The organism is Mycolicibacterium sp. 624, from assembly GCF_040548615.1.
Lineage (GTDB): Bacteria > Actinomycetota > Actinomycetes > Mycobacteriales > Mycobacteriaceae > Mycobacterium.
In genome coordinates, this window is sequence record NZ_JBEPRZ010000011.1 from 130,157 (window position 1) to 142,897 (window position 12,741).

13 protein-coding genes are annotated in these 12,741 nt (G+C 68.0%); 5 read left to right on the plus strand and 8 right to left on the minus strand.

Going from position 1 to position 12,741, the window contains the following annotated elements; all coding sequences use genetic code 11:
• Positions 1-4 precede the first annotated feature (4 nt).
• Positions 5-1,258, plus strand: coding sequence for a cytochrome P450 (locus tag ABIA65_RS32035; protein WP_354526092.1), 1,254 nt, complete (start codon positions 5-7; stop codon positions 1,256-1,258).
• On the opposite strand, the gene ABIA65_RS32040 is transcribed toward ABIA65_RS32035, so the two are convergent.
• Positions 1,251-1,883, minus strand: coding sequence for a TetR/AcrR family transcriptional regulator (locus tag ABIA65_RS32040; protein ID WP_241400801.1), 633 nt, complete (start codon positions 1,881-1,883; stop codon positions 1,251-1,253). The genes ABIA65_RS32035 and ABIA65_RS32040 overlap by 8 nt on opposite strands.
• Positions 1,884-1,974: 91 nt before the next feature.
• Here ABIA65_RS32040 and ABIA65_RS32045 point away from each other — a divergent pair, with 91 nt between their 5' ends.
• The gene (locus ABIA65_RS32045) at positions 1,975-3,549 is read left to right on the plus strand and encodes an MFS transporter (protein WP_354526093.1); all 1,575 of its coding nucleotides are present in this window, start codon (positions 1,975-1,977) and stop codon (positions 3,547-3,549) included.
• Here ABIA65_RS32045 and mftG read toward each other — a convergent pair.
• The 7 genes from mftG to mftA all read right to left on the minus strand — a co-directional run bounded on the left by mftG (position 3,536) and on the right by mftA (position 10,053).
• Positions 3,536-4,948: a mycofactocin dehydrogenase MftG gene (gene mftG / locus ABIA65_RS32050; RefSeq protein WP_354526094.1), complete on the minus strand. Its 1,413-nt coding sequence runs from the start codon at positions 4,946-4,948 to the stop codon at positions 3,536-3,538. The two genes, ABIA65_RS32045 and mftG, sit on opposite strands and share 14 nt — an antisense overlap.
• 12 nt (positions 4,949-4,960) lie before the next feature.
• A complete protein-coding gene (gene mftF, locus ABIA65_RS32055; RefSeq protein WP_241400803.1) occupies positions 4,961-6,373 on the minus strand; it encodes a mycofactocin biosynthesis glycosyltransferase MftF in 1,413 nt (470 codons plus the stop codon).
• A complete protein-coding gene (gene mftE, locus ABIA65_RS32060; protein ID WP_354526095.1) occupies positions 6,370-7,101 on the minus strand; it encodes a mycofactocin biosynthesis peptidyl-dipeptidase MftE in 732 nt (243 codons plus the stop codon). The genes mftF and mftE overlap by 4 nt, the downstream gene beginning before the upstream one ends.
• A gap of 132 nt (positions 7,102-7,233) precedes the next feature.
• The gene (mftD, locus tag ABIA65_RS32065) at positions 7,234-8,427 is read right to left on the minus strand and encodes a pre-mycofactocin synthase MftD (protein ID WP_354526096.1); all 1,194 of its coding nucleotides are present in this window, start codon (positions 8,425-8,427) and stop codon (positions 7,234-7,236) included.
• 2 nt (positions 8,428-8,429) lie between these two features.
• On the minus strand, positions 8,430-9,635 hold the full coding sequence (gene mftC / locus ABIA65_RS32070; RefSeq protein ID WP_241400806.1) for a mycofactocin radical SAM maturase: 1,206 nt from the start codon (positions 9,633-9,635) through the stop codon (positions 8,430-8,432).
• Positions 9,632-9,955, minus strand: coding sequence for a mycofactocin biosynthesis chaperone MftB (gene mftB / locus ABIA65_RS32075; protein WP_241400807.1), 324 nt, complete (start codon positions 9,953-9,955; stop codon positions 9,632-9,634). Before mftB ends, mftC begins: the two co-directional genes overlap by 4 nt.
• 2 nt (positions 9,956-9,957) lie before the next feature.
• Positions 9,958-10,053: a mycofactocin precursor MftA gene (gene mftA, locus ABIA65_RS32080; protein ID WP_241400808.1), complete on the minus strand. Its 96-nt coding sequence runs from the start codon at positions 10,051-10,053 to the stop codon at positions 9,958-9,960.
• A 91-nt stretch (positions 10,054-10,144) separates the two neighbouring features.
• Here mftA and mftR point away from each other — a divergent pair, with 91 nt between their 5' ends.
• Genes mftR through ABIA65_RS32095 form a run of 3 tightly spaced genes read left to right on the plus strand, consistent with a single transcriptional unit; the run spans position 10,145 to position 12,652 of the window.
• Positions 10,145-10,798 (plus strand): mycofactocin system transcriptional regulator MftR, encoded by a 654-nt coding sequence (gene mftR, locus ABIA65_RS32085; RefSeq protein ID WP_354526097.1) that lies wholly within the window; start codon positions 10,145-10,147, stop codon positions 10,796-10,798.
• A gap of 43 nt (positions 10,799-10,841) precedes the next feature.
• The gene (locus ABIA65_RS32090) at positions 10,842-11,363 is read left to right on the plus strand and encodes an RNA polymerase sigma factor (protein ID WP_241400810.1); all 522 of its coding nucleotides are present in this window, start codon (positions 10,842-10,844) and stop codon (positions 11,361-11,363) included.
• Complete coding sequence (locus ABIA65_RS32095; protein WP_241400811.1) at positions 11,363-12,652, plus strand: VOC family protein; 1,290 nt, start codon at positions 11,363-11,365, stop codon at positions 12,650-12,652. The genes ABIA65_RS32090 and ABIA65_RS32095 overlap by 1 nt, the downstream gene beginning before the upstream one ends.
• Positions 12,653-12,741: the final 89 nt, after the last annotated feature.

Here is a 12,741-nt window from a genome sequence, read left to right on the forward strand (position 1 = left end):
CGGCATGAGCACCCCCACGATGGACGATGCCGCGAAGGTCTTGGCCGACCCGTCGGCGTACGCCGACGACGAGCGGTTGCACGCTGCGCTGACTCATCTGCGGGCGAACAATCCCGTTGCGTGGGTGGACAATCGGCCATATCGGCCGTTCTGGGCGATCACCAAGCACGCCGACATCATGGCGGTCGAGCGAGCCAACGAACTCTTCATCAGCGAGCCACGCCCGCTGCTGGCCACCGCTGCCGCCGACGATTTGGCCAAGCAGCAGCTCGAGGCCGGCATGGGGCTGCGCACGCTCATCCACATGGACGACCCACACCACCGCAAAGTGCGCGCCATCGGCGCCGACTGGTTCCGACCCAAGGCGATGCGCGACCTCAAGGTGCGCGTCGATGAACTCGCCAAGCGCTATGTCGACAAGATGGCCGACCTCGGCGGTGAATGCGATTTCGTCACCGATATCGCGATCGACTTCCCGCTCTACGTGATCATGTCTCTGCTGGGCCTGCCGGAGTCCGACTTCGGCCGCATGCACATGCTGACGCAGGAGATGTTCGGCGGCGACGATGACGAGTACAAACGCGACGGCGGATCACTCGAGGACCAGCTGGCGGTGCTGCTCGACTTCTTCACCTACTTCGCCAAACTGACGGCGTCGCGCCGCGAGCAGCCCACCGACGATCTCGCCTCGGCAATCGCGAACGGGCGCATCGACGGCGAACCGCTCTCGGACGTGGACACCGCGTCGTACTACGTCATCGTCGCCAGTGCCGGCCACGACACCACGAAGGACGCGATCTCGGGCGGTCTGCTCGCGCTGATCGAGAACCCCGGCGAACTCGACCGCCTGCGCAACGATCCCAGCCTGATGGGGACCGCGGTCGAGGAGATGATTCGCTGGTCCACCCCCGTCAAGGAGTTCATGCGCACCGCCACCGCGGACACCACCATTCGCGGCGTCGACATCGCCAAGGGCGACTCGGTCTACCTGGCCTACGTGTCAGGCAACCGCGATGAGGAGGTGTTCACCGATCCGTTCCGCTTCGACGTCGGACGCGACCCCAACAAGCACGTGGCCTTCGGTTACGGCATCCACTTCTGCCTGGGTGCCGCGCTGGCCCGCATGGAGATGAGCAGTCTGTTCACCGAGTTGCTCAGCAGGCTGGACACCGTCGAGCTGGCGGGTAAGCCCGAGCTGAGCGCGACGACGTTCGTGGGCGGCCTCAAGCATCTGCCGATTCGCTACTCGTTCAAGTAGTTTCGCCAGCCCTCGCGTGCGTCGCGAGGAAGCCGTCGACGGCGACCACCGCGACCTCGCGGTAGTCGAAGTCGGCCATGGTGCTGAGCTTGCCCAGCACGATCGGCCCGAGCAGCAGCGCCACCGCGCGCATCCTGTCGATCTCGCCCAGCATCTCGATCGCCTCGGGGCTGTCGAAGACCGCGTCGAAGGGCGCCGCGTACTGCTCGGCCACCCGCTCGCGCAGCGTGGCGACCTCATTGCTCTCGGCCGACCGCTTGTCCCTGCTCCACCACGTGTGTTCCAGATCCCCGCCGAGCGCCAGCCATGACATGGCGGCCAGGCTGATGGGCGCCTCCGCGACCAGATCGGCGAAACCCTGCAGCGCTGCGATCAGGCGGTCGCGGACCGAGCCGCCTTCGGGCGGGATCGGCGCGGGCGGGATCAGCGCGTGAAACGCCGCGGCCAGCAGGTCGTTCCCACTGGGGAAGTGGCGATACAGCGTGGCGCGCGCCACGTTGGAGGCACGGGTCACGGCATCGACGGTCACCGCACTGGGCCCACCGGTGCTCAGAAGCGCCGTCGCCGCATCCAGTAGCCGGGCCCTCGACCGGGCCGGCCTCGGGTCGGTACGCACCGACGTCACGTCAAGTCACCTCCACACAAGAAACGAGACTTTTAGTCTCGGCGCAAGACGGGTAGTCCCAAAAATATCGCACTCTCCGGAAGGGTTGCGCATGGTTGAGGTACTCGCCGAGCCCGATCAGCCTACCGATCGTGCCCTGGCACGTCTGTCGACGAGGTTTCGCGCGTGGACACTGCTCATCGCCTGCCTGGCCGTCCTGCTCGTCATATCGTCGATGGTCGCGCTGAACACCGCACTGCCCGATATCGCCATGGCCACCGCGGCGACCCAGACCGAACTCACGTGGATTGTCGACAGCTACACCCTGGTACTGGCCTGCCTGCTACTACCGGCCGGTGCCCTGGGAGACCGGTACGGCCGACGCGGCGCGCTGCTCGTCGGGTTGGCCGTCTTCACACTGGCCTCGGTGGCTCCGGCCATCTGGTCTGACCCAGCGCACCTCATCGCCGCTCGCGGGGTCGCCGGCGCGGGCGCGGCCTTCGTCATGCCCGCCACGTTGTCGATCCTGACCGCGACCTTCCCAAAGGACCAGCGCAACAAGGCAGTTGGCATCTGGGCCGGCACCGCCGGATGCGGTGCTGTGGCGGGAATGCTGGGATCCGGTGGCCTGCTTCACTTCTGGGGATGGCAGTCGATATTCTGGGCATTCGCGGCAGCCGGCGCCGTGCTATTCGTCTTGACGCTCACCGTCGCGACATCCAAGGAGTCCGACCCCAAGCCCCTGGACTGGCCCGGCGCCGTCGTGATCGGCGGCGGTGTCGCCGTCCTGGTCTTCGGCATTCTCGAGGCTCCCTCCCGAGGGTGGTCGGACGCGCTGGTGATCGGTTGTATCGTGGCAGGCATCGCATTGTGCGCAGCGTTCGGCGTGATCGAACTGCGCAGGCGATACCCGTTGCTCGACGTGCGACTGTTCGGCGAACCCGCCTTCGCGACGGGGGCCGCCGCGATCACGGTCTTCTTCCTCGCCATGTTCGGCTTCTTCTACATAGTGATGCAGCACATGCAGCTGATCATGGGTTACAGCCCCATCGGGACCGCCTTCGCGCTGACGCCGATCATGGGCCCCACGTTGGTTCTCTCGGCGCTGTCCTTCTGGTATCTGCCCCGCCTCGGGCTGCGCCTGGTGGTCTTCACCGGTCTGTCACTCATCTCGGCCGGCTTCCTGCTGCTGCGCGGTGTTGACGTGGACTCCGCCTACTGGGCCGTCGCCTGGCCGCTGCTCGTCATGAGCTTCGGTATCGGATTACTCACGGCACCAACCACTTCAGCGATCATGAACACCGTGTCCGACGACAAACAAGGCGTCGCATCCGCGGTGAACGACACCACTCGCGAGGTGGGTGCCGCCCTAGGCATCGCCCTGGCCGGATCCCTGCTGGCGGCCCAGTACACCAGCGCGCTCGAACCGCGACTGGCGACGCTTCCCGCGCCGACCCGCGATGCCGCCGTCGGATCGCTGGGCCAGGCACTCGAGGTGGCCAGACGCATGGGGCCGGCCGGCGCCGAGCTCGCCGACCAGAGCAAGGCGGCGTTCGTCGACGCGATGCACACCTCGTTGCTCGCATTGGCCATCACGGTAGGCATCGGGGCGGTGGTGATCGGGCTGTGGGCACCCGGCCGCGATGACCAGCAGTTGCGACTTATCCGCCGCATCAGGCGAGGATGAACTCCGCTGCCCGGTGACCGATCATCACGATCGTGGCGTGCGGCCCTCGGCTGGTGATGTCCGGCATGATCGAACCGTCCACCACCCAGAGACCGTCGACGCCGTGGACCTTGCATCGCGCGTCGAGTGCACCGTCGGCACCCATCGGAACAGATCCGCACAGATGCTGCGACGTCGACCAGTGCGACTGCCGCGCTTCGTATCCCGTACCGGCGAGGTCATGCGCCAGGTCCGCGCCGGCCCGCAGCGCGGCGACGTCGGCAGGCTCGCTGTCGTACCGATGATCGATGACGGGTGGCACCGTCGGGTCCGCCGAAACGAGGGTTATCGCGCCGCGCGCCCGTGGGCGTAGCAGAGTGACACCGAGGTGTGGCCGGTCCTCTGAGTCGTCGTCAGGGCCGCCGGTCATGGCACCGAAGCCCGCCGTGTACGGCCGGATCTCCAGGCCGTCGGACGTCGTCAACACCGCCTCCAGAGGCGGGCGTCCCGGCGCCGCCGGCCAGTCGACGGGAAGCACCCACTCCGGGTGATCGACGCAGCGGGTCCCGACGGGCAGGTCCACGACGACCGGCACGCCTGCGTCCGCCAGCATCGCCGCGGGACCGACCCCGGACACCTGCAGGAGATGGGCGCTGCCGATTGCACCGGCCGACAACACGATTCGATCGGCGCTCACCTCAAGCGGGCCGTCCGGGCCGATGCACTCGACACCGACGGCCCTGCCCCCGACCAGGCGAATCCGCGCCACCCGCGTTTGATCGAGCACCGACAGATTGGCCCGACCCGCCGCACGCCCGAGGAAGGCGCCGCCGGGCCCAACCCGGGTACCCCGGTCGATGTTCAATGGCACGGCACCGACACCCACCGCGCCCCCGGCGGCACCGTTGAGGTCATCGATCCAGCCGTAGCCGAGCGCACGTGCCGCATCAATGAAAGCGACTGCACCAAGCTCGAATTCGGTGACCCGGCGGATGATCATCGGACCGTCCGAGCCGTGCAGCGGCCCATCGAAGTCAAGGTCATTCTCGATCGCCAAAAAGTGCGGCAGAACGTCGTCCCAACCCCAGCCGGGCAATCCCCAACCGTCGAAGTCCGTGCGCAGCCCCCGGCAGAAGTAGCCACCGTTCACCGCGCCCGAGCCGCCCACCACTGCCCCACGCATGATGACGGTCGTGCGCTCCGGATCCGAGGTGAGCGACGTCTCGTACCGGCGGACCACCGAGCTGGCGACACCGATCGGCAGGCGTAACCCGTCGCTGATCTGGGCCATCACCCGAGGATCGGACGGGCCTGGACCGGCCTCGACCACCACAACCCGGCAGCTTGGGTCCACCGAAAGGCGTTCCCCCAGAACGCAGCCAGCGCTGCCCGCACCGACGATCAGGACATCAGCGTGCAAGGCGGCGGCGCTTCAGGTCCGGATCTGGGGCTTGAGTGCGCCCGCGTGGCGTTCGCGCACGACACCCGTCCACAACCCGAGACCATACGCGATGTCGTCGAGCCGCTTGAGCAGCAGATAGGACAGCAGGCCGACACGATGGTGCTCGTCCTCGGCGTCGGCGTTGCGGGTGGCCCAGTCGACCACGCCGTCGACGATCGCGGCCACCAGCACCACCTGGCGACACCGTTTGAACAGCAGTGCCACGACGAGCGCCACGGGCCAGTAGTGCCGACAGATCGCGGAGGCCAGTTGCAGCGCGGCCGCCCACAGGCCGTGGGCCGCGACCGCCGCGACCTCCTTGGGCTCGGTGTCGACCGAACTCAGCGACTTGGCGATGCGGCGTCCGGTGAGCACTGCGACGACCGTGGAGGCGAGGTAGCCGATGCCGGAGCCCATCGCCATCAGGACCCAGACCAGGAGGGTCCAGCCCGATATCACCAGCGGGGCCGTCTTGCCTGGGTGCCGCACCGAGAGCGGCGCGGCTGAAGAACCATAGAATGCCTTGCGCACGAACCACTCTCGCAACTGCGTGCGGTGATCGTGGCCGACCAGCGCGATGGGCTCGTACCGCAGGCGCGCACCGGCCTCAATGAGGCGCCAGCACAGGTCGACGTCCTCACCGGCTTCCAGCGTCTCGTCGAAGCCGTCGAGCTCCGTCAGCGCCTGGCGGCGGCAGATGATGGCCGCGCTGGGCACGTAGGACACCTGACCGAATGGCACCACGGGCGCCTCCCGGTGCCCGAGGTCCAGCGACGAGCGCACCGCCTCGTAGCGGGCCACCATGTTGTCGGGTTCGTGCAGCGCGACGATGCGTGGGGCGACAAGCGCCACCGCGGGGTCACAGAAGTGCCCCAACAACGCCTCCAGCCAGCCCCGCCGCGGCACGACGTCGGAGTCCAGGAACGCGACCAGGCTGGTCTCGCACGCCCGCAGGCCGGTGTTCCGGGCCGCTCCCGGCCCCCTGCTCGCGTCATGCCGCAGCACCGCCACATCACAATGCGAGGCCTCCAGGTCAGCGACCTGGACCGGGACCACCGAGCCGTCATCGACCACGATCACACGCAGGCCGCGCAACGCCATCAGCAGCCGCTTGAGCCCTATGTCGTTGTCCCGCACCGGTATCACCACGGTGACATCCCGATGGGACGGGCCACTCGCGGGACGTGGGTGGGCCACCGTGGCGTCCAGCAGCGTTCGGGCCAGCTGCGCGCTCTGCGCGTCGTGAACCTCGAGGCGTCCGCCCCTCAGCATCGTCTGCGCGGCAGGCGCCAGCCGCAGCAGGCGGGTGGGTGAGCCGCCGAGCAGCGCCGAGCCCTCCCCGAGAACCTTCACCCGCCGATCCACCTGGACGGCGAAACCGTCGGGCAGCCGAGGGCCGGTCACGTCAGCATCCCCCGACGGTCGGGCGCCCAGGCCTCGATCCGGCGGACGGCGGTGTCCACCATCTCGGCCAGCAGACGCGCTCCCTCATCGGCGGTCGCCGTCATCGGGTCGCCGAGAACGCCGACGGGACTCACCGCAGCGACACCGCCGTCCCGCATCCTCGGCAGCAACTCCGAGAGCGGCGCACTGTTCCCGGGCACCCGCTCATCGAGCCACACGTCCTCCGGCGAAATATGTAGCAATACAGACGTTTCGGTGTGTCCGGCATGTGCGTCGCCACCGCGGACGGCGCACGAACACCAGCTCACGTCACGCCCCTCATCCCGCAGCAAAGCGACCGCACCAACCAGGGCCTGGACGTTTCCACCGTGGCCGTTGACGAAGACCACCCGCGGAGCCCAGTGACACGCCGACCGGCCGAACTCGATCAGCAGCAACTCCAGCGCGGCCGTGCCGATCGACACCGTGCCGGTGAAGCCCTCGTGCTCGCCGCTCGCGCCGTAGCTGACGGCTGGGGCCAGCGCCCAGTCGCCAGCGAGCCGCTCAGCAACTCCCTCGGCGACCGCGACAGCGATCCGGGTGTCGGTGTCCAGTGGCAGGTGCGGACCGTGCTGCTCGGTGGAGCCGATGGGAACGATAAGCGCGGGCAACAGATCCTGGACTTGCCTCGACGTCGAGGTCCCAAGTTCACTGGGGAATGCCACCCGCCGATGGTAGGCCGAATTCACCTGGTGTGCGCCGATTGTTGGCGTATGAGAAGTATTGGCTTTTCCGATTCTTCCCACAACACCCGCCGGAGCATCACGTCAGCCACGTCAGCCACGCCTGTACCACCGTCGGCCCTCCGCGGACGGTACCGGTCAGACGCTTCCATTGCCGGGCACGCCGAGCTCCCGGGTGAAGCCCGGGGGCACCAGGATGTCATCGGGACCCAGGTCGTGGACCGAGGCCTTGCCCAGCCCGCGCAACGCCGAGTCGATGCCACCGTGCAGAACATCGAGCACGTTCTCGACGCCGGCCTGCCCCTCGGCGGCCAGGCCCCACAGGTAGGCACGGCCGATCATGACCGCGCGCGCTCCCAGCGCCAGCGCCTTGACGACGTCGCTGCCGCGGCGGACGCCGCCGTCCAGCAAAACCTCGATGTCGTTGCCGACGGCGTCGGCGATGGCCGGCAGCGCCCGGATCGCCGCGGGGGTGCTGTCCAGGTTGTTGCCACCGTGGTTGGACACCGAGATCGCCGAAACGCCTGCGTCGACAGCGCGTTTGGCGTCATCCACGCGAATCACACCCTTGAGCATGAATGGCCCGCCCCACAGTTCACGCAACCACGCGATGTCCTCCCACGTGGGCGGAGGCGTGCCCATCCACTCGCCGTAGGCCTGGAAGAACGGCGGCCCGGCCTCGCCCTTGGCGCCCTGGTTGGGGACCCGCAGGTTTGGTGGGCGCATCGTCTTGGCCCACTGATACATCCACCGTGGCCTGGTCAGGCCCTCGGGAAGCATCCGGACGGTGGTCCGCAGATCCATGTTCTCGGGGATCTTGGGGCTGCCCCAGTCGCGGCCGTGGCTGAAGCTCCAGTCGGTCGTGACGATGAGCCCGACCGCACCGGCGGCACGCGCACGCTCGACCCGCGCCGCGATCGCCGCGCGGTCGCCCAGCCAGTACACCTGGAAGAACAGTTTGGGGTTGGCCGCGATGACGTCCTCGATCGGCTTGCTCGCGAACGAGGACAGGCCCATCGCGGTGCCACGGGCCGCGGCGGCACGTGCCACCGCCACCTCGCCGTCGGGATGCACCGCTTGCACACCGGTCGGCGAGATCACCACCGGTAGCGAGATGTCCTGCCCCATAACGGTGGTCGACAGATCACGCTTCTCGAGTGCCCCGATCACGTGGGGCGCGAAGCCGAGTTGGCCGAACGCCTCGACATTGTCGGCGACCGTCAGTCCCTTCTCGCTCGCCGAGATCAGGGCGCTGTACACGGACTTGGGCAGGCGCTTCTTCGCGCGTTCCTGCGCGATGGAGACGGTTTCGAACCAGATGTCGCGGGCCATTGTCAGACGGGGCTTTCGTTGCAGAACTTCTTGGGTGGGACTGTCAGGAGCTTGAGCGGGATGGGCCCCTTTCGGCCCCCGGCACGCGAGTGGTCGCCACTCGGCTTCGGCTTGTCACGTTCAAGCGCGAGCGCAGGCTCGCCGTAGCCCTGCACGCATTCGGGATCCGGCCCGTCAAGCGGCAGGCCGGTGAAGAACTTGGCGGCCATGCATCCGCCGCGGCACGCGTCATAGTGGCCGCAGCCAGTGCATGCTCCGGCCGACTGCGGTTCGCGCAGCTCGCGGAACAGTGGTGCGTTCTTCCACACACTGTCGAAACCGCCGTCGGACAGCACGTTTCCGGCAAGGAACTTGTCGTGGATGGCGAACGGGCACGCGTAGACGTCACCGATGGGGTCGATCAGGCACACCACCCGGCCGGCTCCGCACAGGTTCAGGCCGGCCAGTGCGCCGGGCTCTCCCAGACCGGACAGGTGGAAGAACGAGTCGCCGGTGAGCACATTCTCACCACGGGCGACCAGCCAGTCGTAGAGCTGGACCTGCTGCACCGGTGTCGGATGCAGCTCGTCCCACACGTCGGCGCCGCGGCCCGACGGCCGCAGCCGCGTGATGCGCAGGGTAGCGCCGTAGTGGTCGGCCAGGGCCTTGAAGTCGTCGAGCTGATCCACGTTGTGGCGAGTCACGACAACCGAGATCTTGGCATCCTTGAAACCCGCCTCAGCGAGGTTCTCCAGCGCGCGGATCGCCATCGCGAAGGAGCCGGGACCCCGGACCTCGTCGTTGACCTCCGCGGTGGCACCGTCGAGCGAGATCTGGACGTCGACGTAGTCACTCGCCGCGAGCTTGGCCGCCACCTCGGGTGTGATCCGCACGCCGTTGGTGGAGAACTTCACTCCGACGTGATGGGCGGTGGCGTAGTCCACCAACTCCCAGAAGTCGGGTCGCACAGTGGGTTCGCCACCGCCGATGTTGACGTAGAACACCTGCATGCGCTCGAGTTCATCGATGATGTCCTTGCACTGCTGCGTCGACAGCTCGCGCGGATCGCGCTTGCCAGAGGCCGACAGGCAGTGCACGCAGGACAGGTTGCAGGCGTAGGTGAGTTCCCAGGTCAGGCAGATGGGCGCGTCGAGACCGAGCTCGAACTGATCGACGAGCCGCCCGACGGGCTGCGCAGCCGGAGCGGGGGCCTTTTCAACCGTCGTCATGGGGTCTCCTTGCAGACGAGCATCTTGGATGCGACAAGCACGCTCAGGGCGTGCAGATAGGGCGCCTGTTGATCGTCGGTGATACCTGCGGCCCGCAGTGCGGACCTGGCATCGCTGTGATCACTCAGCGAGTTGACCACCTCGACGATCTTTCGGTTCTTGAGGAACGAAAGCTTGCGGGTGCCAAAGTGATAGAGCAGAGCACCGAATGGCTCGGGCCGCACCGCCACCTGGTGGTGCAGCCGCCAGCCGAGATCGGGGTCGAACGCCGCTGCCCCCGGGGCGGCGTCCACCGGCTCCGAGGACAGAGGCGCCGACATCGTCAGTAGACCCCGCACATACCGTCGATCGAAACCTCTTCGACCAAACTCTCGGTGACGAGTTCTTCGGCAACCTCTGCGTGCTGATTCGGCTCCATGGGATTCCGCCTTTCGCGTCGTGGGTCTCGACAATTGTGACCGAGGTCGCAAGAATATGGCATCGAGTGCCGAAACGGAAGGGGTGGCCCGATGAAATCTGATTCCGGTCGACAGGCCGGCCGAAACGCCCCTGCCGCGGGAGACGTTGCGCCGCGCGTCGGACGCCGGCGTTCGACCACCCAGGACCACATCAGCGCCGTCGCGCTCGAACTGTTCGCCACCCGGGGGTTCGACGAGGTCAGCGTCGATGACGTCGCCCACGCCGCGGGTATCGCCCGCCGCTCGCTGTTCCGCTACTACCCGTCGAAGAGCGCCATCCCCTGGGGCGACTTCGGTGCCCACCTCGACCACATGCGCGACCTGCTCGACGCGGTCCCGGCAGGAGTACCCGTCCGCGAGGCCCTGCGCTCGGCATTGTTGGCGTTCAACAGCTTCGATGTCGCCGAGACCGCACGGCACCGCCAACGAATGCGGGTGATCCTCGAGACGGACGCCCTTCAGGCGCACTCGATGACGATGTACGCGGGCTGGCGCGCCGTCATCGCCGCCTTCGTCGCACACCGCCTCGGCCTGAGTACGGCCGATCTGGTGCCCCAGACCGTGGCCTGGACCATGCTCGGCGTCGCACTGTCGGCCTACGGGCACTGGCTGGCGGACGAGTCGGCGCCGCTGTCGGAGGCGCTCTGCGACGCCTTCGACACCATCAGCGAGGGCCTGGGGAACCTCGATTCGAAGAAATCTTGATGTGGGCCGTCGGAGTTGACCCTCCAACGGCGACGATGAGGGTGTGAGCGACGAATCGGATCCCCCGGGCGCCCCGCGGGTCCTGTTGGCGCTGTACGACGAGGCACTGCCGTCGGTGTACGGCTACTTCGTCCGGCGCTGCGGTGACCGTGCGACGGCCGAGGACCTGACCTCCGAGACATTCCTTGCGGCCATGGACGCCGCCCGCAAGGACGAGCCACCGTCGATCACCGTGCCCTGGCTTATCGGGGTGGCACGCCACAAACTGGCGGACCACTACCGACGCAGGCACGACCGGTTCAGCATTCCAGTCGCCGAGTTGCCCGAACCCGTGGCACCGACGGATGACTGGGACGCCGAACTCGACCGGATAGTCGCCGAGAGCGTCCTGGCCCGGTTGCCCGAACACCACCGGACGGTGCTGGCGTTGCGCTACATGGACGACCGCCCGGTGCCCGAGTGCGCGGAGTTGATCGGACGCACGGTGCACGCCACGGAGGCGCTGTTGGTGCGCGCCCGTCGCGCATTCAGAAAGCAATACCCAGAGCCGGAGGGAGGGGCGTGATGAGCCAGTACAACAGCCACGATCCGCTGACTGTCCTGCGCGGCGCCGACCACCCGGTCCCGCCCGATCCCGACTTCGCCGCTCGACTGCGTGCGCGTCTGGAATCGGCTCTGTCACTTCCGAATCGAACAGGAGATGTTGCCATGAGTGGCACCGATACCGCCATCGCCGAACTGAACGACACCGTCGCCGCCACCGCCACCGTTCCGCGCTCGGCCGCCCTCCCCTACCTCGCCGTCGCGGACGCCCGCGCGGCGATCGCCTGGTACCTCGACGCGCTCGGGGCCTCGCTGATAGGCGATCCGATCGTGATGGATGACGGCCGGATCGGGCACGCCGAACTGGCGCTGGCCGGTGGCGTGCTCTACCTCGCCGACGAGTACCCCGAGCTGGGCCTGCGGGCACCCGCCCCACAGGCGGCCTCGGTGAGCCTGATGCTCGCGGTCACCGACACCGACGCGGCGCTGGAACGCGCCCGTGACCGTGGCGCCGTCGTCCACCAGGACGCCCACGAGGCGCATGGATCGCGCAACGCCACCATCGTCGACCCGTTCGGGCACCGGTGGATGCTGAGCGGCCCGATGACGGGCGCCGCCGTCGGTATCCAGCACGGCGACGTGGGTTACGTGTCGGTGTGGACGCCCGACGCCGACAGGGCCGCCGAGTTCTACGGCCACGTCCTCGGGTGGAGGTATGACCCGACCAGCCACCGGGTGACCAACACCCGCGAGCACATCGGGCTGTTCTCGGTGCCCGGTGCGCCGACGATGTTCTGCTGCTACGCGGTCACCGACCTCGACGGCGCCCTGCAGTCGATCCGCGATGGCGGGGGCCGGGTCGGGCAGCGACAGGAGTTCGACTTCGGCACCGTCGTGGACGCGACCGACCCCGCCGGCGCACCGTTCGCGGTGTACCAGCCCACCCCCGGCCAACCTCGACCCAACCTCAACGGCGCTGGGCCAGGCGAACTCTCGTACATCACCTACGAGGTGCCCGACGCATCGGCGTTCAAGGCCTTCTACAGCCGGATGCTGTTCTGGTCGTTCGAGCCGGGCCGGGTCGACGACGGCTGGGGCATATCGGGCACGCATCCCATGGCCGGCGTGGCCGGCGGTAGCGACCGCAGCGTGACGGTGCCGATGTGGACCGTCGACGATGTCGATGAGGCCGTCAGCAGGGTCCGCGAAGCCGGTGGCACCGTCATCGACGAACCGTCACGGCAGTCCTACGGCCTCTCGGCACTGTGCACCGACGACCAGGGCACCCGCTTCTACCTCGGCCAGTTCTAGCGATTTCGGCGCGGGTTGGGGCGGGCCCCCCCCCCAAACCCGCCCCAAACGCGGCCCGCAAAGGCCGGGGGGGGCCGGGCGTCGGCGAG